This is a genomic window from Campylobacter sp. CNRCH_2013_0671h, from assembly GCF_025773055.1.
Lineage (GTDB): Bacteria > Campylobacterota > Campylobacteria > Campylobacterales > Campylobacteraceae > Campylobacter_D > Campylobacter_D lari_D.
Window position 1 is genome coordinate 58,437 of the sequence record NZ_JAKMTG010000006.1, and the last position, 24,559, is coordinate 82,995.

The 24,559-nt window shown below is 29.9% G+C and carries 23 protein-coding genes and 1 tRNA gene; 22 read left to right on the forward strand and 2 right to left on the reverse strand.

What is annotated here, in order from left to right:
• Positions 1 to 108 precede the first annotated feature (108 nt).
• From L8X97_RS05470 to L8X97_RS05555, 17 genes are all read left to right on the forward strand, one after another.
• A tRNA-Sec gene (locus tag L8X97_RS05470) sits at positions 109 to 206 on the forward strand.
• Between the two features lie 26 nt (positions 207 to 232).
• On the forward strand, positions 233 to 1,483 hold the full coding sequence (locus L8X97_RS05475) for an adenylosuccinate synthase (protein WP_133319402.1): 1,251 nt from the start codon (positions 233 to 235) through the stop codon (positions 1,481 to 1,483).
• Positions 1,480 to 1,899 carry a flagellar FliJ family protein gene (locus L8X97_RS05480; protein WP_133319401.1) on the forward strand — a complete coding sequence of 140 codons (420 nt, stop codon included), beginning with the start codon at positions 1,480 to 1,482 and terminating at the stop codon, positions 1,897 to 1,899. The genes L8X97_RS05475 and L8X97_RS05480 overlap by 4 nt, the downstream gene beginning before the upstream one ends.
• Complete coding sequence (locus L8X97_RS05485) at positions 1,896 to 2,414, forward strand: MotE family protein (protein ID WP_165955271.1); 519 nt, start codon at positions 1,896 to 1,898, stop codon at positions 2,412 to 2,414. The genes L8X97_RS05480 and L8X97_RS05485 overlap by 4 nt, the downstream gene beginning before the upstream one ends.
• Before the next feature lie 63 nt (positions 2,415 to 2,477).
• Complete coding sequence (locus L8X97_RS05490) at positions 2,478 to 3,029, forward strand: DUF507 family protein (RefSeq protein ID WP_133319399.1); 552 nt, start codon at positions 2,478 to 2,480, stop codon at positions 3,027 to 3,029.
• Positions 3,026 to 4,144 carry a glutamine-hydrolyzing carbamoyl-phosphate synthase small subunit gene (carA, locus tag L8X97_RS05495; RefSeq protein WP_133319398.1) on the forward strand — a complete coding sequence of 373 codons (1,119 nt, stop codon included), beginning with the start codon at positions 3,026 to 3,028 and terminating at the stop codon, positions 4,142 to 4,144. Before L8X97_RS05490 ends, carA begins: the two co-directional genes overlap by 4 nt.
• Positions 4,141 to 4,803, forward strand: a complete 663-nt coding sequence (locus tag L8X97_RS05500; RefSeq protein ID WP_133319397.1) for a sulfite exporter TauE/SafE family protein — start codon at positions 4,141 to 4,143, stop codon at positions 4,801 to 4,803. The genes carA and L8X97_RS05500 overlap by 4 nt, the downstream gene beginning before the upstream one ends.
• 108 nt (positions 4,804 to 4,911) lie before the next feature.
• On the forward strand, positions 4,912 to 6,378 hold the full coding sequence (gene ccoN / locus L8X97_RS05505; RefSeq protein WP_039617631.1) for a cytochrome-c oxidase, cbb3-type subunit I: 1,467 nt from the start codon (positions 4,912 to 4,914) through the stop codon (positions 6,376 to 6,378).
• An 11-nt stretch (positions 6,379 to 6,389) separates the two neighbouring features.
• The gene (gene ccoO, locus L8X97_RS05510) at positions 6,390 to 7,055 is read left to right on the forward strand and encodes a cytochrome-c oxidase, cbb3-type subunit II (protein ID WP_087700416.1); all 666 of its coding nucleotides are present in this window, start codon (positions 6,390 to 6,392) and stop codon (positions 7,053 to 7,055) included.
• A gap of 8 nt (positions 7,056 to 7,063) precedes the next feature.
• Positions 7,064 to 7,267 carry a cytochrome c oxidase, cbb3-type, CcoQ subunit gene (locus L8X97_RS05515; protein WP_133319395.1) on the forward strand — a complete coding sequence of 68 codons (204 nt, stop codon included), beginning with the start codon at positions 7,064 to 7,066 and terminating at the stop codon, positions 7,265 to 7,267.
• Entirely contained in the window at positions 7,267 to 8,145 is an 879-nt protein-coding gene (gene ccoP, locus L8X97_RS05520) for a cytochrome-c oxidase, cbb3-type subunit III (protein WP_263662823.1), read from the forward strand. Before L8X97_RS05515 ends, ccoP begins: the two co-directional genes overlap by 1 nt.
• On the forward strand, positions 8,145 to 8,357 hold the full coding sequence (locus tag L8X97_RS05525; protein ID WP_133319393.1) for a DUF4006 family protein: 213 nt from the start codon (positions 8,145 to 8,147) through the stop codon (positions 8,355 to 8,357). The genes ccoP and L8X97_RS05525 overlap by 1 nt, the downstream gene beginning before the upstream one ends.
• 100 nt (positions 8,358 to 8,457) lie before the next feature.
• Positions 8,458 to 9,033: a hypothetical protein gene (locus L8X97_RS05535; RefSeq protein ID WP_261529512.1), complete on the forward strand. Its 576-nt coding sequence runs from the start codon at positions 8,458 to 8,460 to the stop codon at positions 9,031 to 9,033.
• Between the two features lie 2 nt (positions 9,034 to 9,035).
• Positions 9,036 to 9,548 (forward strand): FixH family protein, encoded by a 513-nt coding sequence (locus tag L8X97_RS05540; RefSeq protein WP_165955270.1) that lies wholly within the window; start codon positions 9,036 to 9,038, stop codon positions 9,546 to 9,548.
• Entirely contained in the window at positions 9,548 to 11,935 is a 2,388-nt protein-coding gene (locus L8X97_RS05545) for a PD-(D/E)XK nuclease family protein (RefSeq protein ID WP_263662824.1), read from the forward strand. The genes L8X97_RS05540 and L8X97_RS05545 overlap by 1 nt, the downstream gene beginning before the upstream one ends.
• Positions 11,932 to 14,676, forward strand: coding sequence for a RecB-like helicase (locus L8X97_RS05550; RefSeq protein ID WP_263662825.1), 2,745 nt, complete (start codon positions 11,932 to 11,934; stop codon positions 14,674 to 14,676). Before L8X97_RS05545 ends, L8X97_RS05550 begins: the two co-directional genes overlap by 4 nt.
• A 9-nt stretch (positions 14,677 to 14,685) precedes the next feature.
• On the forward strand, positions 14,686 to 16,368 hold the full coding sequence (locus tag L8X97_RS05555) for a UvrD-helicase domain-containing protein (protein ID WP_263662826.1): 1,683 nt from the start codon (positions 14,686 to 14,688) through the stop codon (positions 16,366 to 16,368).
• A gap of 84 nt (positions 16,369 to 16,452) precedes the next feature.
• On the opposite strand, the gene L8X97_RS05560 is transcribed toward L8X97_RS05555, so the two are convergent.
• Complete coding sequence (locus L8X97_RS05560) at positions 16,453 to 17,202, reverse strand: WG repeat-containing protein (RefSeq protein WP_263659495.1); 750 nt, start codon at positions 17,200 to 17,202, stop codon at positions 16,453 to 16,455.
• A complete protein-coding gene (locus tag L8X97_RS05565) occupies positions 17,199 to 18,002 on the reverse strand; it encodes a DnaJ domain-containing protein (RefSeq protein WP_263662827.1) in 804 nt (267 codons plus the stop codon). The genes L8X97_RS05560 and L8X97_RS05565 overlap by 4 nt, the downstream gene beginning before the upstream one ends.
• 188 nt (positions 18,003 to 18,190) lie before the next feature.
• On the opposite strand from L8X97_RS05565, the gene rplM reads away from it, so the two are divergent.
• The 5 genes from rplM to nifJ all read left to right on the forward strand — a co-directional run bounded on the left by rplM (position 18,191) and on the right by nifJ (position 24,559).
• Positions 18,191 to 18,616, forward strand: a complete 426-nt coding sequence (rplM, locus tag L8X97_RS05570) for a 50S ribosomal protein L13 (RefSeq protein ID WP_039617653.1) — start codon at positions 18,191 to 18,193, stop codon at positions 18,614 to 18,616.
• 2 nt (positions 18,617 to 18,618) lie between these two features.
• Positions 18,619 to 19,008 carry a 30S ribosomal protein S9 gene (gene rpsI, locus L8X97_RS05575; protein WP_039617655.1) on the forward strand — a complete coding sequence of 130 codons (390 nt, stop codon included), beginning with the start codon at positions 18,619 to 18,621 and terminating at the stop codon, positions 19,006 to 19,008.
• Between the two features lie 244 nt (positions 19,009 to 19,252).
• Positions 19,253 to 20,239: an OmpA family protein gene (locus tag L8X97_RS05580; protein WP_263662828.1), complete on the forward strand. Its 987-nt coding sequence runs from the start codon at positions 19,253 to 19,255 to the stop codon at positions 20,237 to 20,239.
• Positions 20,240 to 20,242: 3 nt separating this feature from the next.
• Positions 20,243 to 20,887, forward strand: a complete 645-nt coding sequence (locus L8X97_RS05585) for an HAD family hydrolase (RefSeq protein ID WP_263659498.1) — start codon at positions 20,243 to 20,245, stop codon at positions 20,885 to 20,887.
• A 117-nt stretch (positions 20,888 to 21,004) separates the two neighbouring features.
• Positions 21,005 to 24,559, forward strand: a complete 3,555-nt coding sequence (gene nifJ, locus L8X97_RS05590; protein WP_263662829.1) for a pyruvate:ferredoxin (flavodoxin) oxidoreductase — start codon at positions 21,005 to 21,007, stop codon at positions 24,557 to 24,559.

The following is a 24,559-nucleotide window of genomic DNA, read 5'->3' on the forward strand; positions in this document are numbered from 1 at the left end:
AACATTATAACTAAAAAATATAATATTTCAAAGTATTTTTACACGCTTATAATTTCATATGTTTAATTTTTGTTTCAATTAAAAATATTAAGATATAATATCATTTTTGGAAGGTTAGCTTATCTGGTGATGGCCACTGACTTCAAATCAGATGAAAGGGTAGTTGACTACTTTTTGGGGAGTTCGATTCTCTCACCTTCTCGCCAAATTTAAGTCAAAATGGAGTTTTTTTATGAGTAAAGCAGATATTGTCGTTGGTATCCAATGGGGTGATGAAGGTAAGGGTAAGATAGTTGATAAACTATGTGAAAATTATGATTATGTTTGCAGAAGTGCAGGTGGACATAATGCAGGTCACACTATATGGGTTGATGGTATAAGATATGCTTTACATTTAATGCCATCAGGTGTTTTAAATAAGCAATGTATTAATGTTATAGGTAATGGAGTTGTAGTTAATCCTGATGTATTAATTAGTGAAATGGCTCAATTTGAAAATTTAGAAGGAAGATTATTTATAAGCGATAGAGCTCATTTAAATTTAAATCATCATGCTTTGATTGATCAAGCAAGAGAAAGACTTAAAGGCGATAAAGCTATAGGAACAACAGGCAAAGGCATAGGGCCAAGCTATGAAGATAAAATAAGTCGTAATGGACATAGAGTAGGGGAATTGCTAGAGCCTGAAAAACTTTGTGAAAATTTAATGAAAGATTTTGAACTTAAAAAAACTTATTTTGATGTTTTAGGTATTGCAATGCCTAGTTATGATGAAATTTTAAAAGATTTAAAACGCTTTAAAGAAGTGCTAGCGCCATATATTACAGATACTACAAGAATGCTTTGGAAAGCTTTAGATGAGGATAAAAAAGTATTGTTAGAAGGTGCACAAGGTTCTATGCTTGATATTGATCATGGAACTTATCCTTATGTAACTAGTTCAACGACTATTTCAGCTGGAGCTTTAAGTGGTTTGGGATTAAATCCAAAAGAAATTGGAAAAGTTATAGGCATAGTAAAAGCTTACACAACAAGAGTGGGAAATGGAGCTTTTCCAAGTGAGGATTTAGGTGAAGATGGTGAAAAAATAGGACTTATTGGTAAAGAAATCGGAGTAAGCACAGGTAGAAAAAGAAGATGTGGTTGGTTTGATGCGGTTGCGGTAAGATATACTGCAAGATTAAATGGCTTAGATACTTTATCATTAATGAAACTTGATGTATTAGATGGTTTTGAAAGTGTTAAAATCTGTAAAGCATATGAATATAAAGGACAAGAAATAGACTATGTACCTTGTGATTTAGAAAACGCTAAGCCTATTTATGAAGTAATGGAAGGTTGGGATAAAGTTGCAGGGATTAGAGATTATGATTTGCTACCTGAAAATGCTAAAAAATACATTAAGCGTTTGGAAGAATTAAGTGGCGTTAGAGTAGGTTATATCTCCACAAGTCCTGAAAGAGAAGATACTATCATTTTATGAAAAGCAAATATTCTTCTGTGATTAAGCTTAGAAAACAACAGCTTGATAAAGCAGAGGCAAATTTGACTAGAACAAGACAAAAGCTTTTGTTGTGTGAAGAAGAATTTAAAGAAGCTTTAAAAACATGCGAAAGCTTGACTTTGGCTGATAAAGGTTCGGTGGCTTTGTTAAGATCGTCTTTAAAAATGCAAGAGATTGCAAGAGAGGGTAAGCAAAGAATTAAACAAAAATTAGACCTAACTAAAAAAGAACTTGCACATCATCAACATTTATACAAAAAGGCTCATTTGGAATTTGAAAAAATTAAGGTTTTAGAAAATGAAGAATTAAAAAAAATCCAAAAAGCTTTACAAAAAGAAGAAGAAAAATTTATAGATGAACTTGCTATAACAAGACATTTTAATAAGGATAAATGATGAAAAAAATAATATTTTTATTGATTTTCTTAAATTTTGTAAATGCACAGCAAAATTGCGAGCAGTATTTTGAAGCAAGAAAAGAGCAAATGCAAGAGCAAATTAGAGAATATGATGAAGCAAGACAAAGTTTAGAGGCTTATAGAGCTTCTTTTGAAGCTTTGCAAAAAGAAAAAATGCAAGCTTTGGAGCAAAAAGAAGCTGATGTTAATGCAAGTTTAGAGCAAATAAAAAGTTTAAAAGAGCAAAATGAGCGTATATTAGAAGCGACTAAACAAAATCTTCAAGTTATTAATGATAAAACCATGGGGCGTATCACAGAAATTTATGCTAAAATGAAAGATGTGGCCGTGGCAGGTATATTAAGCGAAATGGAACCGGATGAGGCTTCAAAAATTCTACTTTCGCTAGATCCTAGAAAAATTTCATCCATTATGGCCAAGATGGATCCAAAAAAAGCTTCCGATTTAACACTACTTTTGAAAAATTTAGATCAAAATGCAAGTTCGCAGTAAGTTTTAAGCAGTTTTTACCTTTTTTTTAGTATTATTTCAAAATAAAAATAAAAAGGTGAATAAATGCGTATCAAACCAGCTCATATACCTTATATAGCAAATAAAATAATACTTGATTTAATGCATTCTTCTTTTGTTAAAATTAAAGATGATAGTCAAAAACTTTTAAAAACAGCAAAAGAAATTATAGAAATAGATGTTTTAAATGAGCGTAAACTTGATGAAAAAGCAAAAGAAATTTTAGAAAGCCAAGAAGATGAAATTGAGTTTATGCAAATAGATAGAAAAAGTATGTTTTGGATGATTAAGAAAAAACTAGCAAATGAGTTTAAATTTATGCTCGATAGTGAAGATAGATACAATAATCTTTCTCATAAAATTTTAGAAAATTTAGTGGAAGAAGATTTGATAAACTACAATGTGTCAGAAAATCGCGTGAAAAATCTCATTTTTTCAAGTATTATGTCTTATTTAAAAGAGTATGAAAATTTAGAAGATTTAGTCTATGAAAAAATTTCAAATTATAAAAGAAAACTTATTCCAGGTTCTGAAGAATATGAATTGGTATTTGAAAAGCTATATCAAGAAGAGCTTAGAAAAAAAGGACTTTTATGAAAGCATATATTTATATAGAGAATGATGTTTTTTTAAGCGCAAAGGCTTTTGGACAAAGTGGAACTTTTTTTGGAGAGCTTGTTTTTAATACTTCTTTAACGGGGTATCAAGAAATTATTTCTGATCCATCATATGCAGGTCAGTTTGTAGTATTTTCAATGCCAGAAATTGGTATAGTTGGTATTAATGATGAAGATAATGAAAGTAAAGATGTATTTGCTAGCGGAATGATTATAAGAGAATTAAATGAAGATTATTCTAATTTTAGAGCCAATGATTCTTTAAGTGCTTATTTGAAAAAGCATGAAAAAATAGGGCTTTGTGAAATTGATACTAGATTTTTAGTTAAAATGATCAGAGATCAAGGAAATTTGAGAGCGGTAATATCTACTGAAATTAAGGACAAAGAAGAGCTTAAAAAAATGCTTCTTTCTAGTGCTAAAATTGATGAAGTAAATTATGTAGCACAGGTTAGCACTAAAAGCTCTTATAAACATAGTAAAGGTGCTTGGGATCATAGCAACAAAGCTTATGAGAATGTAAAAGCAAATGGTAAAAAAGTAGCTGTGATTGATTATGGTGTAAAAGAAAATATTTTAAATGAGCTTGTAAGTGTTGGACTTGAGGTGGAGGTTTTTCCTTATAATACCAAGGCAAAAGATTTGATTGATTTATATCAAAAAGGTAAAATTCATGGTGTATTTTTATCCAATGGACCAGGTGAGCCAAAAATTTTAAAAGATGAAATCGCAGAGATTAAAAAACTAGCAGAAGCTAAAATTCCTATGCTTGGTATTTGTTTGGGACATCAACTTTTAAGTAATGCTTTTGGTTATGAAACTTATAAAATGAAATTCGGCCAACATGGAGCAAATCATCCTGTTATTAACCTTACTAATAACACAGTAGAAATTACAGCACAAAATCATAATTATAATATTCCTGAAGAAATAGCAGAGGTTGCAACTATTACTCATAGAAATTTGTTTGGTGATAATGTAGAGGGTGTGAGATATAAAAATTATCCTATTATATCGGTGCAACATCACCCAGAAAGTTCTTCAGGACCACATGAGAGCAAGTATATTTTTAAAGAATTTTTAGAGCTTTTGTGAGTTTAGATTTTATTGCTTTAGCAAGTATAGCTTTTCTTTCTAGTTTTGGGCATTGTTATGGAATGTGTGGAGGTTTTGTTTTAGCTTATACTCAGCTTTCAAAGCAAATTAAACTCCCTTTTTTTCTTTTAATTTTCTCATATCATCTATCTCGAATTTTTGCTTATGTTTGCTTGGGCATATTTTTTGGAGTTTTTGGAAGCTTGCTTTCATTTAGTGAATTTTCAAAAGGCATAATGTTTTTTATAATTGGAATTTTTATGATAACATTAGCACTTGCTTTGATTTTTAAAGGAAAATTTCTAAGTTTTTTTGAAAATTCTTTATTTTTTGAATGCGTAATTAAAAAAAACATCTCTAGATTGATTCAACAAAAATCTTTCAAGAGTACTCTTTTTTTAGGATTTTTAAATGGCTTTGTGCCTTGTGGTTTGGTGTATTTTTATATAGCCTTTGGAATGAGTGTGCAAAGTGTGTATTTATCGGCTTTAATTATGCTTGTTTTTGGTTTTTCAACTTTACCAGCATTGATATTTCTTGCGTATTTTTCTAAAACATTAAATGAAAAATTTCAAAAAATAGCTAGTTTAATTTCCTATATTTTAATTTTTTGTTATGGTGTGTATTTTTCTTATATAGGCTTTGTTTTTACGCGATAATTTATTAATAAATAATAAATAATTAGACATAGTTTAAGCTAAAAAAGATATTAAGTATCGTATAATATAAAGATCGCATAATTGCAGAAAAAAACTTAAGGAGAGGAAATGCACCCAGGAAATGCATTAAACTATGACTATACGGTTGCTAAATATTTTATGTTTGCTACCTTATTGTTTGGTGTTATTGGTATGGCTATTGGAACGCTTATTGCCTTTCAGATGGCTTATCCGGATTTAAATTATTTAGCCGGTGAGTATGGTACTTTTTCAAGACTTAGACCATTGCACACTTCAGGTGTAATTTTTGGTTTTATGCTCTCAGGAATTTGGGCTACTTGGTATTATATTGGTCAGCGTGTGCTAAAAGTTAGTATGGCAGAATCAAGCTTTTTAATGTTCATTGGTAAATTGCATTTTTGGCTTTACATGATCACTATGATTATAGCTGTTATTACTTTGTTTGCAGGTGTTAGCACTTCAAAGGAATACGCAGAGCTTGAATGGCCACTTGATATATTGGTAGTTTTAGTTTGGGTTTTATGGGGTGTAAGTATTTTTGGGCTTATTGGAATTCGCCGTGAAAAAACTTTATATGTTTCACTTTGGTATTATATAGCTACTTTCCTAGGTATAGCAATGCTTTATTTATTTAACAATATGGCTGTGCCTACTTATTTTGTGAGTGGAATGGGCGATTGGTGGCATAGTGTTTCTATGTATGCAGGGACAAACGATGCATTAGTTCAATGGTGGTATGGGCACAATGCAGTTGCATTTGTATTCACTGTTGGTATCATCGCTCAAATTTATTATTTTCTACCAAAAGAAAGTGGACAACCAATTTTCTCATACAAATTATCTTTATTTGCATTTTGGGGCTTAATGTTTGTTTATTTATGGGCAGGTGGACACCACTTGATTTATTCTACAGTGCCTGATTGGATGCAAACTATGGGTTCAGTTTTTTCAATCGTTCTTATTTTACCTTCTTGGGGTTCAGCAATTAATATCTTACTTACTATGAAAGGTGAGTGGAGTCAATTAAGAGAAAGCCCATTAATCAAATTTATGATTTTAGCTTCAACTTTTTATATGTTCTCAACTTTGGAAGGTCCTATTCTTTCTATTAAATCAGTTAATGCATTAGCACACTTTACAGATTGGATTCCAGGACATGTTCATGATGGTACTTTAGGTTGGGTTGGCTTTATGACTATGGCTGCGCTTTATCACATGGTGCCTAGAATGTTTAAAAGAGAATTATATAGTAAATCGCTAATGGAAGCTCAATTTTGGATCCAAACTACAGGTATAGTATTGTACTTTAGTTCTATGTGGATAGCAGGTATTACTCAAGGCATGATGTGGAGAGCTACAGATGAGTATGGTAACTTACTTTATACTTTCATTGATACTGTTGAAGCTATTATTCCTTATTATTGGATTAGAGCTGTAGGTGGCTTGTTGTACTTAGTAGGATTTTTCATGTTTGTTTATAATATTTATAAATCAATTTCAGTGGGTAGAGTGCTTGATAAAGAGCCAAAAAGTGCTTCACCTATGGCAGCATAAGGAGGAAAAATATGTTTAGTTGGTTAGAAAAAAATCCATTCTTTTTTGCTGTGGCAGTATTTATAGTGATCGCATATGCAGGTATTGTGGAAGTTTTACCTGATTTTGCTCAAAATGCAAGACCAATTGAAGGTAAAAAGCCTTATACGGTTTTACAACTTGCAGGACGCCATGCTTATATTAAAGAAAGTTGCAATGCGTGTCATTCACAACTTATTCGTCCTTTTAAATCAGAAACAGATCGTTATGGTATGTATTCAGTTAGTGGTGAATATGCTTATGATAGACCATTTTTATGGGGTTCAAAAAGAACTGGACCTGATTTATTGCGTATAGGTAATTTTAGAACTACAGATTGGCATGAAAATCACATGTGGGATCCAGTTTCAGTTGTTCCTGGTTCTATTATGCCAGCTTACAAACATATGTTTAGCAATAATGCAAATATAGAAACAGCTTATGCAGAAGCACTAACTGTAAAAAAAGTTTTCAATGTTCCTTATGATGTTGAAAATGGTACAAAACTTGGTACTTGGGAAGAAGCTCAAGCAGAAGTTAAAGCAGAAGCCCAAGCTATAGTAGATCAAATGAAAAATCAAGATGTTAAAGATGCGTTTGCTAGAGGTGAAATTAGAGAAATTGTCGCTTTGATTGCGTATCTTAATAGTTTGAAATAGGAAAAATTATGGATTTAGAACTAATAAGAGAGTTGCAAGCTTATGGCTTTTTTGCCCTTGTAGTATTCTTAGTGGTAGTTTTGTATTCTTATTGGTTTCATTTGTATAGATCTGAAAAAACAGGTAGAAGAAACTATGAAAAATATGCTGATTTAGCATTACATGATGAAATTGGTGATCGTGTTTTAGAGCAAAATAAAAGGAGTGCTTAATGCAATGGTTGAACTTACAAGATAATGTTAATTTATTATCTTTTATTGGAGCAATTCTTATCATATTGATTACGCTTGTTGTGGTAGGAAAATTGTTTAAAAGTATGAAAGAAGAAAAAAGTCAGGGTGAGCTAAGTGAACATAGTTGGGATGGTATAGGTGAATATAAAAATCCTATACCACTTGGCTGGGCTGTGGTATTTTTCTTAGCTATAGTATGGTGTATATGGTATTTTCTTTGGGGGTATCCTTTAAATAGTTATTCTCAAATTGGTCAATATAATAAAGAAGTGCAAGCGCATAATGAGAAATTTGCACAAAAATTTGCAAATTTAAACAATGAAGATAAGCAAGAAATGGGTAAAAATATCTTTTTAGTTCAATGCTCTTCTTGTCATGGTGTTACAGGTGATGGTATCAATGGAAAAGCTCAAAATCTTAATGTTTGGGGTTCAGAAGAGGGACTTATAGAAGTAATTACTAAAGGTTCTAAGGGCTTAAATTATCCTATGGGTGAGATGTTAAGTGCAGCAGATAATGGTATAGATGAAGCTGATATTCCTGCAATTGCCGCTTATGTTGCTTCTGAAATTTCAGCAATTAAAAAAACTGAAAATCCTCAACTTGTGGCAAAAGGAAAAGAATTATTTGTCACTTGTACAGTATGCCATGGTGAAGATGGAAAAGGAACTATTGATGGTCAATTAGTGGCTCCAGATTTAACAAAATATGGTAGTGCAGAATTTGTAGTAGATGTTTTAAATCGTGGTAAAGCAGGTAGTATAGGTGTAATGCCTCATTTTAACAATGGCTTGTTAAATGAGCTTCAAAAAGAAGCGGTCGGCGAATATGTGATTTCTCTTTCAAGGGGCGAATAATGGAAAATTCAAACAGATGTGTATTTTCACTTTCAGGCGTTAGCGGAATGTTAATAGCAACTATTTTATTATTATCGATTTTAGCAGGATTAACTATTTTGGGTCTAAAAACACAACAAGATGTTATGCAAAAACCTTATAAAATAGAAAATGCAGAACAAATTAAAATGTTTGACTCTAAAAGAGAAGAACATATCATTATAAAGGAATGATTATGGCAAAAGTTCTTGAGTATTTAATCATAGCAGGTTTAGTTGTAGCGGCTGGAATCACTGCTTGGTCGGTTTTAACTGCAAATCATCTTTTTATAGGATGAAAAATATATTTAAAGGCGGTTTTTTAGCCGCCATTTTTATTTGTTTTGCTAATTTTTTACATGCTGAAATATTATTAAATGATAATATCTTAAACACTGCGATAGAACAAAATATCACTACAAGTTCTAGACAAATTTATGAATTAACTGGAGTAAATATCGCTTTAGCATTAAGTGATAAAAAAGATTTTGAAAGTTTAAAAAATTATGAAGCTAATTTAAGTAAACCATATATTTTACTTGTATTTTCTAAAGCTTCACATAAGGTAGATATACTTGCAAGCGATGATGCTTTGGCTTTTTTTGATAAAGAAGGTGTTTTGAGTCCTTATCCTGAAAAAGGAACAATTTTACCTATACTTGCAAATCCTAAACAAAAAGATATTTATAATGCAGCTATTTTAAATGGTTATGCAGATATAGCCGATCAAGTAGCAAATTATTTTAATATAAAACCTTTTTATGGAAATTCAAATCGTGATACTTTAAATATCATGAGAATTTTAATCTATGGATTTTTATGTGTTGCAATTTTAATGCTAGTTCAAAGAAAAATCAAAAGGAGAAAATAAAAATGGAAAATAAGAAAACATTTTGGCCTTATGGTATTTTGATTTCTTTGGGGCTTATTGTTATAGCTTGTATTGTTACGATTTTTATTGCAAGTAAGGCTCCTGTGTATGAAGATAATTTTTATTTTGATTCTTATCAAAACGTAGAGTTAAATTATAATGAAATTCAAAACAGACAAAAGACTTTTGATGAAAATTTTAAGCTAAGCATTAAAGACAAAGAAAGCTTTATGCATAAGAAAAATCAAGTTTATTATATCAATGAAGGGCAAAATGAGCTTAGGATTGCAATTGAAAATTTAAAAGATTATGATTTAAGTAAGCTTCAAATTCAAACTTTACTTTCGCGTCCACATACAAATGTAAATGATGAGAATTTGCAAGTAAGATTAGAAGGAAGTGATTTGGTGTTTGATTTTAATATCAAAGAAAAAGGTGTTTGGCAAATACTTTTAAAAATCACTCAAGATGAAAATAGTGTAGGATTTTTTAAATTCTTTTTGCAGACTAAATAATGAAACTTTTTGTATTTAGCTCACTAAGAGCTTTAAGAAAGTATTATGAGAAAAAACTACAGGTTGATAGTTTAGTAGAACCGGCTATGAGTATAGCCGAATTTATACAAAAGTTAGTTTTTTCTCCGCATTTTCAAGCAACACACTATGAGTGTTTACTTTTGATGAAAAAGGCTTGTGAGCAAACTAAAAATTTAGAGCAAAGCTTAAAAATACCGAGTAATTTTTTTGCTTTCTTAAAAAATAATGCTTATTTATTTAGTTTCTTTAAAGAGCTTAGTTTAGAAAAAAAAGATATCAACTCATTAAAATTTCATGATGCTTACGCTCAGTATGATGAACATTTGCAAATTTTAGAAGAACTTTTTAAAAATTATCTTACCTTGTTAAAAGAGCAAAATTTATATGATGATATTTCTTTGCCGCTAGATTATGAAATTAATAGTGATTTTTTAAAAAATTATGATGAGATTATTTTTGATTTTCAAGGTTTTTTAAATGCCTTTGAAGTAGAGCTTTTGTTAAAAGTTAAGGAAACAATTCCTCTTAAAGTGCAGTTTAATTGCACTAAATTTAATAAAGATTTTTTAAATACTCTTAGCTTTTTACAAGGACTTTCTCTTAAGGCAAATTATGCTTATTTGTTTGATTTAAATCAAAAAACAATTTTAAAAGAAGAGTGCTTTTTTAAAGAAAGTAAAATTAGTTATAAAAGTTTTCATTTAAGATCTTTGCAAGCTGCTTTTGTTTTTGAAAAAATTAATTCTTTTTTAAAATCCGGTATAAGCGCAAAAGATATTGTAGTGATTACACCTGATGAGAATTTTGTAGATATTTTAAGACTTTATGATAAAAACAATGTTTTAAATTATGCAAGTGGAGAAAGTATTAAAAATACACTTTTTTATCATAGATTAAAGTCTTTGTATGAAAGTGCTAAAGATGATGAGTTCGAGTATGAAGAAAATGAAGAATTTTATGAAAGGTGTAATTTAAACAAACATTTGTGTAATTTACACTTTTTTTCTTCTAGTGTTGATTTTACAGAGTTTAAAAAGTTTTTTGATGAAAATATTTCTTTTGATTTTTTTGAGAATTTTATTTTTAATTTGCTAGAAGATAGTGATGAGGAATTAAAAAATTATATACATCAAGAGCTTATTTTTATCAAAGAGCTTGTAAAAACACACGAGTTAAGCTTTGTGCAAATTTTAGAATTATTTTTCATGCAAATTGATGGTATAAAATTAAGCAGTGTTGGTGGTGGTGAAGTTACTGTAATGGGACTTTTAGAAAGTAGGGGACTTAGATATGACGGGGTGATTATAGTCGATTTTAATGATGAATTTATCCCAAAAAGAGTTTCAAGCGAGTTATTTTTAAACAATGAAATTCGCAAAAAAGCAGGACTTATCACTCATGCTCAAAGAGAAAATTTACAAAGACATTATTATTATACTTTAATAGCCAAGGCAAAATTAGTTGGAATTTCTTATGTGGAAAATGAAGAAAAAATCAAATCAAGATTTTTAAACGAACTTGAACTTCCATTTTATGAAGACAAGATTTATAGTAATAATGCTTATGTGAAATATTTTCAAACTTATCCATGTACTTTTAATCTTGAGCCTATTGTAAGTATTAAAGCAAAACACGATTATTTTCAAAGCGATCTTTCTTTTTCAAGATTTCATCTTCTTGTGCATTATGGTTTGGATTATTATTATAAATATGTTTTAAGATTAAAAGAGCCAAAGACTTTAGATGATACACTTAGAGCAAATGAGCTGGGGAGTTTTATCCATAAGGCTTTAGAACTTTATTATACACAAAAATCTAAAAATCATTTTGATTATGAAGTTTTTATGCAAGTGGTAAAAAGCATTAAACAATACCGAGTTGATGCGCTAAATTTAGCTTTAATACAAACTATATTTAAAGAATTCCAAACACTTGAAAATGAGCATTTTAAGCAAGGTTATGTGGTAGAAAAATGTGAATTTAATCCACCAAGAAAAGAATTTATTGCAGAAAATGGAGTGAAAATTCACGCCATAGGCTTTTTAGATAGAGTAGATAATAATGGCAATGAAAGATTGATTATAGATTATAAAAGTGGTAAGGCAGATGAAAAGTCTTATCAACTTGCTTTTTATAAGTTTTTATTAGAAAATCAAAATGCCTTATTAAATACAAAAGCCTGTTTTTATGATCTTAAAAATATCAAAATCATACATGAAAATGCTAAAAGCAAGAGCGTGCAAGAACTGAAAGATTTACTTAATGAGCTTGCTAAAGAACCTTTGGAAAAAGAATTTTTTAATCAAAAAAACGACAATACTTACAGCCCTTATACTATGCTTTATAAAAAGGAGTTTAAGCTTTGAGTTATCATTTTGAGCCTTTTTTAGCTTTAGAAGCTAGTGCAGGAAGTGGAAAAACTTTTGCATTAAGTGTACGTTTTGTAGCTTTGGTTTTAATGGGAGCTAAGATTAATGAAATTTTAGCCCTTACTTTTACCAATAAAGCTACAAGCGAAATGAAAGAAAGAGTTTTTAAAACCTTTTTAGAATTTGATGTGCTTGAAAATGGAGAGAATAAAGCAGAGTGTAATGAGCTTATGAAAATGCTAGGTAAAAGTAAAAATGAGCTTATAGCTTTAAGAGAAAAATACAAAGATGAGTTTTTAAGATCTAAGCTTAATATCTACACTTTTGACAGCTTTTTTTCGCAAATCATTCGTTCTTTTGCTTTAAATTTAGGTCTTATGAGTGATTTTGACATTATAGAAAGTCAAGATAGTTATAAAAATTTCATTTCTAAATTAGACGAAGAAGAATTAAGAGCTTTAGCTTATTACATTGTCCAAACAAAAAGTAAAAGTGATTTTTTGCAAAATCTTGAAAGCTTGTATGAAAGATCTTGTGAGATAAAATCTATACAAAATGCACATTTTCCAAATAAAACTTTTTTAGAAAAAAGCTTAAGTGAGTTTATAACTTATGCAAGAAATTTAAGCACAGATAAAAACTATCAAAAAAATTTCGAATTTGAAAACATAGAAGATTTCTTTGCTAAACCTATTATTTGTGATTTAGATAAAAAATATTTTGTAAAAGTCATCGATAGCGAATTTTTACAAAAAAGAGCAGAGTTTTTACAAAGCGCAAAAGAGTATTTTATCCAAATGGAAAATTATCGCATTAGTATGCTTGCAAAGCTTTTGGCGCATTTTAAAGAAGCAAGAAATGAAAACAATGCTAAGCAAAATGCATTGACTTTTTCAGATATAGCTTTAAAAACTTATGAGTTAATTAGTGATGAAACTAATAAAGATTTGATTTATTTTAGACTTGATGGTTATATTTCGCATTTATTAATCGATGAATTTCAAGATACTAATGTTTTGCAGTATCAAATTTTAAAACCCATCATTGCTGAGCTTGTTTCAGGCGAGGGAGTGAAAAAAAATAGAAGCTTTTTTTATGTGGGCGATAAAAAGCAAAGCATATATGGTTTTAGAGGGGGTAAAAAAGAGCTTTTTGATAAGCTTTTAAAAGATTTTCCACAAATTAAATTAGAGCATTTAGATACTAATTATCGTAGTAAAAAGATCATTGTTAATTATGTAAATGAAGTCTTTAAAGATAAATTTTTTGATAGCTTTTTAAATCCTATCTTTACTTTGCAAAAAAGCATTAAAGAAGGTGGATATGTGGAAGTTTTACAAAATCATATCCCGCCAAAAAGTTCTTTGCATGAAGCAAGTGGTAAAGAAGTTTTAAAGATCATTCAAAAGCTTTTAGAAAAAGGCGTAAAGCTTAGTGAAATTTGCATTTTGGTATGGATTAACAAAGACGCTACTTTAATGAAAGAATTTCTTGAAGAAAATGACATTAAAGCTTATACGCAAAGCAATGTAGCTTTGATGGATTGTATTAGTGTAAGAGTGCTTTTTGAGTATGCAAAGGCTTGTGTGCTTAAAGATGAGTTTAGTTTGTACTTTGCAAGTAGTATTTTAGAAAAAGAGCTTGAGTTTATCACGCTTGATTTAAACCGCAGTGTAGGTGAGATTTTAAAATACCTAGTACATGTTTTAAAACTTGACTTAAGTGATGTTAATCTCATTGCATATTTAGAGTATGCAAGTGCTTTTGATAATTTTTTTGATTTTTTGTTTGCTCCATGCGAGTTAAAGTCTTTACAAGTTCAAGATGATGGAGTAAGTATTATGACTGTGCATAAATCTAAGGGGCTTGAATTTGAAAATTTAATCGTACTTGATAGACTTAGTAAAAAAGCTCCGGATAATGAAACTTTAATGTTTGAGTATGATTTAGAGCAAGGTTGGGAAGTAAAATACAGACATAGCGCTAGAAAATATCTTGAAGATCAAAATTACAATACCTTTTTAGCTAAAAGAGAAAAACTTCAAGCAGAAGATGAGATAAATTGTCTATATGTAGCGCTTACTAGAGCTAAAAACTCTCTTTTTATTATAAAAAATGATGAGAGTTTTAAAACCTTTAAGAGTTATTTTCAAGACTATGAAGAAAAACAAATAGGTATTATAGAAGAACAGCTTGTCAAAACAAATGAGCCTTTAGAAAATTTAGAACAAATAGAAAGCTTTGAAGAATTTCAAAAGGTAAATTTGCAAGAAGTCAAAGTAAAAAGTCATCTTTCAAGCACGCAAATACATTTTGGTTTGGCTTTGCATGAGTTTTTGCAATATTTTGATTTTAATACTAAAAGTAATTTTGAATTTTGCAAGCAAATGGTGTATAAAAAATATCGTTTTTACTTAGATGATGAAGGTTTTAATGAGCTTCTTAAAAGACTTACTATGCTTTTAAAAGATGAGAGCTTTAACGCGCTTTTAGTGGGTAAAAAGCTACTAAAAGAGCAAATCATCACTTATAAAGGCGAACAAAAACAACTTGATATGCTTGCATTTGATGATAATGAAGCTATCATTATAGACTATAAAACAGGCTTAAATTTAAACGAACATAAAAAGCAAGTTTTACTTTATAAAGAAGCCATAGAAAAAATCTTAGCCAAGACTTCCACTAAGGCTTTTTTGGTATATATTTTAAAAAATAAAGTGGAGATAGCGGAGGTTTAAGGAAATCGTATGAGATGTTTTATTGTAAATTCAAATTATAAATCTACTGATGGTGAAAAATTTTTAATTAAATATTTAAATGATAATTTACCAGAGGATTATGAAATTTATGTCCAACCTAATTTGAATGGAAATAGACCTGATATTATTCTTTTTCACGAGCATAAAGGTGTATTTATTATCGAAATTAAAGATTGGAAATTAGAAAGATTTGAAAAAGATAGTAAAAAGAATAAATATTATAAATATACCAATGGTGGACGTTCTGAAATAGCTAATCCAAATTCTCAGCTTAGAAGATATAAAACTCAATTTAATTATTTTAAGCAACTTCCTGCTATTTGTATTCATTATTTTTATAATAGCTACACCCAAGATGTCATTGACTTTATAGGGGAAAGAGGTATTGAAATTTTTGGATGTGATAAAAAATATAACTTAATTAAATTTATAATAAATTATCCAAATAGCTTTATAAAATCACCAAACGAAATAAGAGATTTTTTACTTCCAAAAAAACACAAAAAAGAAAATGGAGAATATATAAATTTAACACAACAACAAAAAAGACTTATAGAACATATTCCAAAAACATGGAGAAGATTAAAAGGGGTTGCAGGGAGTGGAAAAACCCTGGTTGTTGCACAAAAAGCGGTAAATATAGCAATAGCTAACAAAAAAGTATTAATTATTTGTTTTAATAGAACATTAAAAAGATATATAAGAGACCAAATAAATAAAACATGCAAAGATTTTGAATGGAAATTTATAGAATATAATCATTTTCATGAATTTATTAAATTATATGTAGAAGAAAATGGATTAGAAGTAAAAAAATATGGCAATAATTTTGATTTATATGAATGTGCTTTAATAGAGCAGGTTTTAAAACTTCAAGAAAAAAAATCAAATTCGAAAAATAGAAAATACGATGCAATATTAATAGATGAAGCACAAGATTTTAAAAAAGAGTGGTTTGATATTTTGCTTTATTTTTTAGATGAAAATAGTGAAGTTTTATTAGCAGCTGATGATAGACAAAATTTATATAACAGAAGTGTATCATGGATTGAAGAAAGTATGGGTGGATATAAATACAAATTTAAAGGTGCTTGGGGTGTTTTAAAAGAAGTGAAAAGATCTACCCGTTTGCCAAGTTTAATTCACAAGACTAATCTATTTTTTGAAACATTCTTAAAGGATTATTTAGAAAATCATCCTGATAAGAACTTTGGTAATTTTTTAAATTCAGAAATTATCATAAATGAAAATACTTTAGATTTGTATTCGTTGGTTTGGGAGAATATTGAAGAAAAAGATCTGTATGATAAAATTTTATATTATTGTAGGTTTTTCATAAATGAGAAATATAAACTAAAAGATATAAGCATTTTAGTACCCAATAAAAATATAGGGCATAGCATGATGTGTTTTTTAGTTAAAAACAATATAAACATTGAACATATGTTTGATAATAAAGATGATTTCTCGTTAGAAAGTGATGCTGTGACAATATCTACCATAAACAGTTTTAAAGGTATGGAAAACAAAGTAATTATTTATGTTAGTGAAAATAAAAGTAGTATTTGTAATGACTTTAGAACCTATGTTGCATTAACAAGAGCCAAAGAAGCTTTAGTGGTGTTAAATAACAATAAAAAATATTTAGAATATTCTAAAGAATGGATGTAGCATAATTTACAGCCATTCTCAATTGTTTTAAATTTCTAAAGTTTTGCTATATTATTTTTTATTTTTCAACCCTAGTATGATAATTTAATCTTTTATAATATTACCTTTTTTGTCAATATATACCCATTTTCCGTTTAAGTTAACTTCCGCTAATCCTTCTCTAAAATCCAGTTTTACATTATCAAATGTAGGTTCTATTGCAATTTTTCCACTTGTATCAATAAAACCCCACTTACCATTCAGTTTAACACCAGCCAAACCTTCATTAAAACCCCACGTATAATCAAATGCATTTTCAACTAAAATTTTATTATTTTCATTGACTAAATTCCATTGATTATTATCTTTGATAGCTCTTAGATCCTTATGTTTGTGTATATAAGCACCTATACAAGCTTTACTATCTCCCTTATCACATTTTTCTTTGTAGATAGCTTGGAGTATTTTACAACTTGCTTCATCGCTGTGGCATTTACTTTCAAGTTTGCTTGTGTAAATTCGGCTGTATTTTCCACCGTAAAAATACTGATACACACTTGCTAAGGCTATCAAAATCAAAATCATCACACTAGCTATGATTTTACTTTTGTGTTTTATGATGAATTCTTTTCTTTGTTTGAGTTTCTTTTCTCTTTCTTCTTGGGCTATTTTTATCTCTTCTTCGATTTTCTTCTTTCTTTCTTCTTCTAATCTTTTTAATTCTTCTTGTCTTTGTCTTTCTTTTTCTAGTTTTTCTTTTGCTTGTGGATCGTATAGTTCATTACTTCCACATCCTTTACAAAATTTAGCTACATCTAAATTTTTCATATTGCAATGTTTGCAAATAAGCATCATTCACCCCTTGCTTGTTTTATGATTTCATAGGCTAGGTTGATCTTTTTCATCATCTCTTGAGCTATCTTTAAAAGTTCAGGTGGAAGCTCTTTAGAATGAAGATTATCATAGTGGTATTCTTTAGCTAGTTTTCTATAATTTTTCTTTATACTTTCAAAATCATCATTTGGATGAGAATTTAAAATTTCATAGGCTTGTTCTAGGGTGATTTTTTTTTCATCTTGGTGTTTTTCTTGTTTTTGCTGAGTGTTTTCATGTGTGAAATTATAAATTTGCTCATATCTTATTTTTATTTCCCTAAAGCTTATGAGGTTTAATCCAAGTCCTATGATGATATTTTCTATTAAGGTGTTTTCATTTGCACTCATTTGTTTATCATAATATATTAGATCAAGCAATAAACATATAAGAAAATCTGCTTCTTTCTTGCTTATGCGTATATTAGAGCAAAGCTCACTAATGCTTCTGCCTTGACTTTTCTCATACTCAAAAATACTTGCATAAGTATTTCTAAAGCCACTATACTCTTTAGTATAAAACATTTCTATCTTATCAAGCAAAGAAGATATAAATTTAGATAAATCTTGAGTAATGATTTTATTATCTACTTTGGCAACTTTTGCTAAAAAAGCAACCATGATAGCAGGATTTTTACTATAAATAAAATCAAATTTTTGTCTTGCAGCATGGTATAATTCTTTTCCGCAAAATATACAAAATTTAGCGTCTTTATCAGGATTAAATTCTGAGCAATGCTTACAAATTCTATATTCTTGAACTTTAAATTTTAAAGAAAACAAAATAAAACCTTATTTTTAATACAATAGAAAGTTATTTTATAAAGAACTTACTTAAAAAGTACTATTTTACTTTTATCTGCAAGAATTAATCAAAATATTTAAACTTTAAGTATTCTTAAATTAAGTATTAATTAAGATAAAATAATTATAATCTCATTTTTAAAAAAATTTTTGGCAAAGGTAAGATGATGACAAAGATAACAAAGCCAAACGAAGTAAAACGTGAATGGATCGTTTTAGACGCTGAAGGAAAGCGTTTTGGTCGTCTTTTAACAGAAGTAGCGACTATTTTAAGAGGTAAAAATAAACCTTGCTATACTCCAAATGTTGACTGTGGAGATTATGTAATCATTATCAATGCTTCTAAAGCAGTTTTCACAGGTGCAAATAAAGCAGAAGATAAACTATATCACAGACATTCAGGGTATTTTGGAAGCGTAAAAAGTGAAAAATTTGGTGATTTATTAGAAAAAAATCCAGTTAAATTATATAAATTAGCAGTTCGTGGTATGCTACCTAAAACAAACCTAGGTAGAGCTATGCTTAAAAAATTAAAAATTTATGCAGGTAGCGAACATCCTCATACTGCTCAAATTGCTAATAAAGGAAAATAATCATGGCAACAACATACGCAACAGGTAAAAGAAAAACCGCTGTAGCTAAAGTTTGGGTAAAAGCTGGTAGTGGTAAAATCATCGTTAATGGTATGGATTTAAACACTTGGCTTGGCGGACATGAAGCTATAAAATTAAAAGTAGTTCAGCCTTTATTAGTAACTAAACAAGAAACTTCTATGGACATTAAAGCAACAACTTTAGGTGGTGGTTACAGTGCTCAAGCTGAAGCTTTAAGACATGGTATTTCAAGAGCTTTAGCTGCTATGGATGCGGATTTTAGAGCATTATTAAAACCAAAAGGACTTCTTACTAGAGATAGCAGAACTGTTGAACGTAAAAAATACGGTCGCAGAAAAGCAAGAAGAAGCCCACAATTCTCTAAACGCTAATATTTTTTGGATCCATTTTGGATCCATTTTCTCTATTTTTTTAAAAAAAATCATATTTTTTTCATATATTTTTATTTTATTTAAAATCAAAGGATTTTTTGTTTAGAATAAATATTTATAATTCCAAGGTCCGATCAGGGAAACCTCCTTTTTGTAGTAAATTTAAGCCCCTTACCCAAAGGGGCTTATTTTATTTTAATCTTCTTTTTTATATAATCGCTCAATTTATTTTATAAGGATTGTTATGAAAAAAATTATAAGCTTAGTTAGTTTAGCTAGTGTTTTATTTGCTTTTGATGCTAGCAAAATAGAAATAACCCCGACCTTTAACTATACAACACCAGAAGGAAATTTAGATCTTAAAAATTATGGTGGAGTTGGCTTAAGATTTGGCTATCACTATGATGATTTATGGATAGATCAAGCTGAACTTGGTTTAGAGTATTATGATAATGCAAAATATAATAATCCAAATGATAATACACATACAAATACTAGTGTTTCGAGATTTTATGTGAATGCTATTAAAGGAATTGATTTAGCTAATCATGTGTATTTATATGGATTATTAGGAACAGGTTATGAGTATTTAAGTCATGGGGTTTATGAAAATAAAAGTGGTATGTTTGCTCAATATGGTGCAGGTTTTAAATTCGCGCTTGGAGAAGATTTAGCTTTAAGACTTGAAGCAAGAGATCAAATTAAATTCAACAATGGCGAACATAATTTAATTTCTAGTGTTGGTTTAAGTTTTTATTTTGGCAATAAAGCTCCAAAAACTCCTAATGTTGAAACAAAACAAATTGAAGAAAAGCCACAAGTAAAACAAATCGATAAAACATGTTCAGAACCAAGAAAAGGTGCTTTGCTTGATCATATAGGTTGTGAAAAAACAATAGCCCTTGAGGGACATTTTGGTTTTGATCAGACTAATATAAATCCAGAATTTGCTCAAAAAATTCAAGAAGTAGGTAAGATCTTAGAAGAAAATCCTCAATACTATACTATTTTAGAAGGCCATACAGATAGTACAGGTCCTAAGGCTTATAATCAAAAATTATCATTAGAGCGCGCTAATGCCGTAGCGAAGGAACTTGAAAAAACAGGTGTTGCTAAAGAAAAAATTGTAACTAAAGGCTATGGTTTTGAAAAGCCAAAAGCAAGCAATGATACCAAAGAAGGTCGTGCGCAAAATAGACGCGTTGAAGCAAAATTTTTTATTAAAGAATAAACTTTGCTAAAAAAGACAATTTTATTTGATTTAGATGGCACTTTGATAGATTCTACAAGTGCCATTTTAGATGGATTTGATGCTGCTTTTAAAGCTTTTAATGAGCCTTTAAGAGATCATGAAGCTATTAAGGCTTTGATAGGTTTTCCTTTGGATGTAGCTTTTGAAAAGCTTGGTGTGGCAAAAGAGAAAACAAGTGAATATATTAATGCTTATAGAAATGTATATCAAAAAATCTATATAGAACAAACTTCTTTACTTCCTTTTGCAAAAGAAAGTGTATATGAGGCTAGTTTATTTGCTGATTTAGCTGTTGTTACGACTAAAAGTTCTAAATTTTCTAAACCTTTACTTGATCATTTAGGTATAGGAGAGCATTTTAAAGTTATTATAGGTAGAGACGATGTAACTTGTCCAAAGCCAGATGCTGAGCCTATTTTATTAGCTTTGAAGAAACTTTCTAAAAACAAAGAAAATGCTTTTATGGTAGGTGATACTCATTTAGATATAAAAGCTGCTCAAAATGCCAATATTATTCCTGTGGCTGTAAGTAGTGGTTATGAAAGTAAAGAAAGTTTAGCTAAATTTGAAATTCCGCTTTTTAAAAATACCTATGAAGCCATAAAATATATAAGAAATATCCGATAATTTCCCATTTAAACTCTATACCTATAAATAATAAAAAATTTTTATTATTGTTTAAGACAATTAAAGATAAAGTAGTTATTGACTTTAAGTAATTATTTAATTATAAGGATAGATTAAATGAGTAAAATAATGAAAACGATGGATGGTAATGAAGCAGCAGCTTACGCTGCTTATGCATTTACAGAGGTTGCTGGAATTTATCCTATCACTCCAAGCTCTCCTATGGCTGATTATACTGACATATGGGCTTCTCAAGGCAAAAAAAATCTTTTTGGAGTGCCAGTTAAAGTTGTAGAAATGCAAAGTGAAGCAGGTGCAGCAGGGACAGTTCATGGATCTTTACAAGCGGGTTCTTTAACCACGACTTATACCGCTTCTCAAGGACTTTTGTTAAAAATACCAAATATGTATAAAATTGCAGGTCAACTTTTACCTGGAGTAATTCATGTGGCAGCTAGAGCTTTAGCATCTCAAGCGCTATCTATTTTTGGAGATCATCAAGATATTTATGCTGCAAGACAAACAGGTTTTGCTATGCTTTGTTCACATTCTGTGCAAGAAAGTATGGATTTAGCAGGTGTTGCACACCTAGCAGCTATCAAAGGTAGAGTGCCTTTTATGCATTTTTTTGATGGTTTTAGAACCTCTCATGAAATCCAAAAAATTGAAGTAATGGATTATGCACATTTTGATCGCTTATTGGATCGTGAGGCTTTATTGGAATTTAGAAATTCCTGTCTAAATCCAGAAAATCCAAAAACAAGAGGTACGGCTCAAAATGATGATATTTATTTTCAAACAAGAGAGTTGGCAAATAAATATTATGAAGCTGTTCCTGATATTGTTAATGAATATATGCAAGAAATTTCAAAAATTACAGGAAGAGAATACAGACCTTTTGTGTATTATGGGGATAAAAATGCAACGCGTGTTGTTGTAGCAATGGGTTCAGTGACTGAAGCTTTAAAAGAAGTTGTAGATTATTTGAGTAGCAAAGGTGAAAAAGTAGGGGTTTTAAAAGTTCATTTATATAGACCATTTAGTTTAAAATATTTATTTGATGTAATGCCTCAAAGTGTTGAAAAAATTGCTGTTTTAGATAGAACTAAAGAGCCAGGAAGTTTAGGCGAGCCACTTTATTTGGATTTAAAAAGTGCATATTATGGAAAAGAAAAAGCACCTTTAATCGTTGGTGGTAGATATGGACTTTCTTCAAAAGATGTGGATCCTGCTCAGTTAATAGCAGTGTTTGAAAATCTAAATCAAGCAAACCCAAAAGATGGTTTCACCATAGGAATTAATGATGATGTAACCTTTACCTCATTGCCTGTGGGAGAGAAAATTTCTTTGGGTGATGAAAGTACTATAGAGTGTTTATTTTATGGACTTGGTGCCGATGGCACTGTAGGTGCAAATAAAAACTCTATTAAAATTATAGGAGATAAAACAGATTTTTACGCGCAAGCTTATTTTGCTTATGATTCTAAGAAATCAGGTGGTTATACAAGAAGCCATTTAAGATTTTCTAAAAAACCTATTACTTCAACTTATTTAGTTTCTACACCACATTTCGTAGCATGCTCAGTGGCTGCGTATTTAGAAATTTATGATGTTTTAGCAGGTATTAGAAAAGGAGGAACTTTCCTTTTAAATAGTATTTGGAGTGCGCAAGAAACTATTGAAAAAATTCCAAATGCAGTAAAAAGAGTTTTAGCACAAAAAGAAATTAATTTTTATATCATTAATGCTACAAAACTTGCTAGAGAGATAGGATTAGGTAGTAGAACAAACACGATTATGCAATCAGCATTTTTCAAACTTGCTAATATCATTCCTTTTGAAGATGCGCAAAAATATATGAAAGAATTAGCTTATAAATCATATAGTAAAAAAGGTGATGCTATAGTTGAAATGAATTATAAAGCTATTGATGTAGGTGCAGATGGACTTGTAAAAGTTGATATTGATCCTTCTTGGGTAAATTTAGCTAATGAAGCAAAAGAAGAAACTATAGCTTATAAAGGTACTGAGTTTGTTGAAAAAATCGCAAAACCTATGAATGCAGCTAAGGGCGATGATTTACCAGTTTCGGCATTTTTGGGCTATGAAGATGGTAGTTTTGAGCATGGTACTACTGAGTATGAAAAAAGAGGCGTTGGTGTTATGGTGCCAAGATGGATAGAAACTAATTGTATTCAGTGTAATCAATGTGCTTCAGTATGCCCTCATGCAGTTATCAGACCTTTCTTGATTGATGAAGAAGAATTAAACAATGCTCCAGCAGGTGTAAAAGAGCACAGCTTAAATGCAAAAGGCGTGAAAGAGCAAAAATTAAATTTCAAAATTCAAGTTTCGCCGCTTGATTGTACAGGTTGCGAGCTTTGTGTACATGAGTGTCCTACCAAAGAAAAATCTTTAGTGATGGTACCACTAGGTGAAGAGCTTGATCATGGTGAGCAAGAAAATGCAGATTATTTATTCAAAAAAGTAAGTTATAAAGATAATATTTTAAATAGAGAAAATACCAAAGGCATCCAATTTGCTCAACCTTTATTTGAATTTCATGGAGCATGTCCAGGGTGTGGAGAAACTCCTTATATTACTTTAATTACTAGATTATTTGGTGAAAGAATGATTGTTGCTAATGCAACTGGTTGTAGTTCTATTTATGGTGGCTCAGCTCCTTCAACTCCATATAGAAAAAGCAATAAAAATGGTCATGGACCTGCTTGGGGCAATTCTTTATTTGAAGATAATGCTGAATTTGGTCTTGGTATGAAAATAGCAACTGAAACTACAAGACATAAAATAGAACACATAATGAATAAAAGTATGCAAGAAGTACCTAACGCACTTTCTGCATTATATAAAGAGTGGATTGCAAATAAAGAAGATTCTAAAGTTTCTTTGGAATTAAGAGATAAATTAGTTCCATTGTTAGAAGAAAATAAGCAAATCAAAGCAGTTAATGATATTTTAGAACTTAAAAGCTATTTAAGTAAAAAATCACATTGGATTTTTGGTGGTGATGGCTGGGCTTATGATATAGGTTATGGTGGACTTGATCATGTTTTGGCAAGCGGTGAGAATGTAAATATTTTAGTGCTTGATACTGAAGTGTATTCTAACACAGGCGGCCAGAGCTCAAAATCTTCAAGAACAGGTTCGGTAGCACAGTTTGCTGCAGCAGGTAAGCCAGTGCAGAAAAAAGATCTTGGTCAAATTGCTATGACTTATGGTTATATTTTTGTGGCTCAAGTAAATTCTAATGCAAATTATGCACAATTGTTAAAAGCTGTAATGGCGGCAGAAGCTTATGATGGACCTTCTTTGATTATTGCTTATTCTCCTTGTATAGCTCATGGTATTAAAGGTGGACTTGGAAATTCAGGAAATCAAGCAGAGTTAGCTACAAAATGTGGATATTGGCCAACTTATATTTATGATCCGCGTTTAGAAGCTGAAGGTAAAAATCCTTTAACAATTTCTTCAAAAGAACCTGATTGGGATTTATATGAAAGCTTTTTAATGAATGAAGTTCGTTATAATTCTTTGAAAAAATCAAATCCTGAGCAAGCAAAAGAATTATTTGAAAAAAATAAAGCAGAGGCACAACGTCGTTACAGACAGCTTAAGCGTTTAGCAAGTGCTGATTTTAGCAATGAAAATTAA

Excerpts from the sequence above, each read along its gene's own strand:
- L8X97_RS05475 (WP_133319402.1), top strand. The coding sequence starts at position 233 with ATGAGTAAAGCAGATATTGTCGTTGGTATCCAATGGGGTGATGAAGGT.
- L8X97_RS05480 (WP_133319401.1), top strand. The coding sequence starts at position 1,480 with ATGAAAAGCAAATATTCTTCTGTGATTAAGCTTAGAAAACAACAGCTT.
- L8X97_RS05485 (WP_165955271.1), top strand. The coding sequence starts at position 1,896 with ATGATGAAAAAAATAATATTTTTATTGATTTTCTTAAATTTTGTAAAT.
- L8X97_RS05490 (WP_133319399.1), top strand. The coding sequence starts at position 2,478 with ATGCGTATCAAACCAGCTCATATACCTTATATAGCAAATAAAATAATA.
- carA (WP_133319398.1), top strand. The coding sequence starts at position 3,026 with ATGAAAGCATATATTTATATAGAGAATGATGTTTTTTTAAGCGCAAAG.
- ccoN (WP_039617631.1), top strand. The coding sequence starts at position 4,912 with ATGCACCCAGGAAATGCATTAAACTATGACTATACGGTTGCTAAATAT.
- ccoO (WP_087700416.1), top strand. The coding sequence starts at position 6,390 with ATGTTTAGTTGGTTAGAAAAAAATCCATTCTTTTTTGCTGTGGCAGTA.
- L8X97_RS05515 (WP_133319395.1), top strand. The coding sequence starts at position 7,064 with ATGGATTTAGAACTAATAAGAGAGTTGCAAGCTTATGGCTTTTTTGCC.
- ccoP (WP_263662823.1), top strand. The coding sequence starts at position 7,267 with ATGCAATGGTTGAACTTACAAGATAATGTTAATTTATTATCTTTTATT.
- L8X97_RS05525 (WP_133319393.1), top strand. The coding sequence starts at position 8,145 with ATGGAAAATTCAAACAGATGTGTATTTTCACTTTCAGGCGTTAGCGGA.
- L8X97_RS05535 (WP_261529512.1), top strand. The coding sequence starts at position 8,458 with ATGAAAAATATATTTAAAGGCGGTTTTTTAGCCGCCATTTTTATTTGT.
- L8X97_RS05540 (WP_165955270.1), top strand. The coding sequence starts at position 9,036 with ATGGAAAATAAGAAAACATTTTGGCCTTATGGTATTTTGATTTCTTTG.
- L8X97_RS05545 (WP_263662824.1), top strand. The coding sequence starts at position 9,548 with ATGAAACTTTTTGTATTTAGCTCACTAAGAGCTTTAAGAAAGTATTAT.
- L8X97_RS05555 (WP_263662826.1), top strand. The coding sequence starts at position 14,686 with ATGAGATGTTTTATTGTAAATTCAAATTATAAATCTACTGATGGTGAA.
- L8X97_RS05560 (WP_263659495.1), bottom strand. The coding sequence starts at position 17,202 with ATGATGCTTATTTGCAAACATTGCAATATGAAAAATTTAGATGTAGCT.
- rplM (WP_039617653.1), top strand. The coding sequence starts at position 18,191 with ATGACAAAGATAACAAAGCCAAACGAAGTAAAACGTGAATGGATCGTT.
- rpsI (WP_039617655.1), top strand. The coding sequence starts at position 18,619 with ATGGCAACAACATACGCAACAGGTAAAAGAAAAACCGCTGTAGCTAAA.
- L8X97_RS05580 (WP_263662828.1), top strand. The coding sequence starts at position 19,253 with ATGAAAAAAATTATAAGCTTAGTTAGTTTAGCTAGTGTTTTATTTGCT.
- nifJ (WP_263662829.1), top strand. The coding sequence starts at position 21,005 with ATGAGTAAAATAATGAAAACGATGGATGGTAATGAAGCAGCAGCTTAC.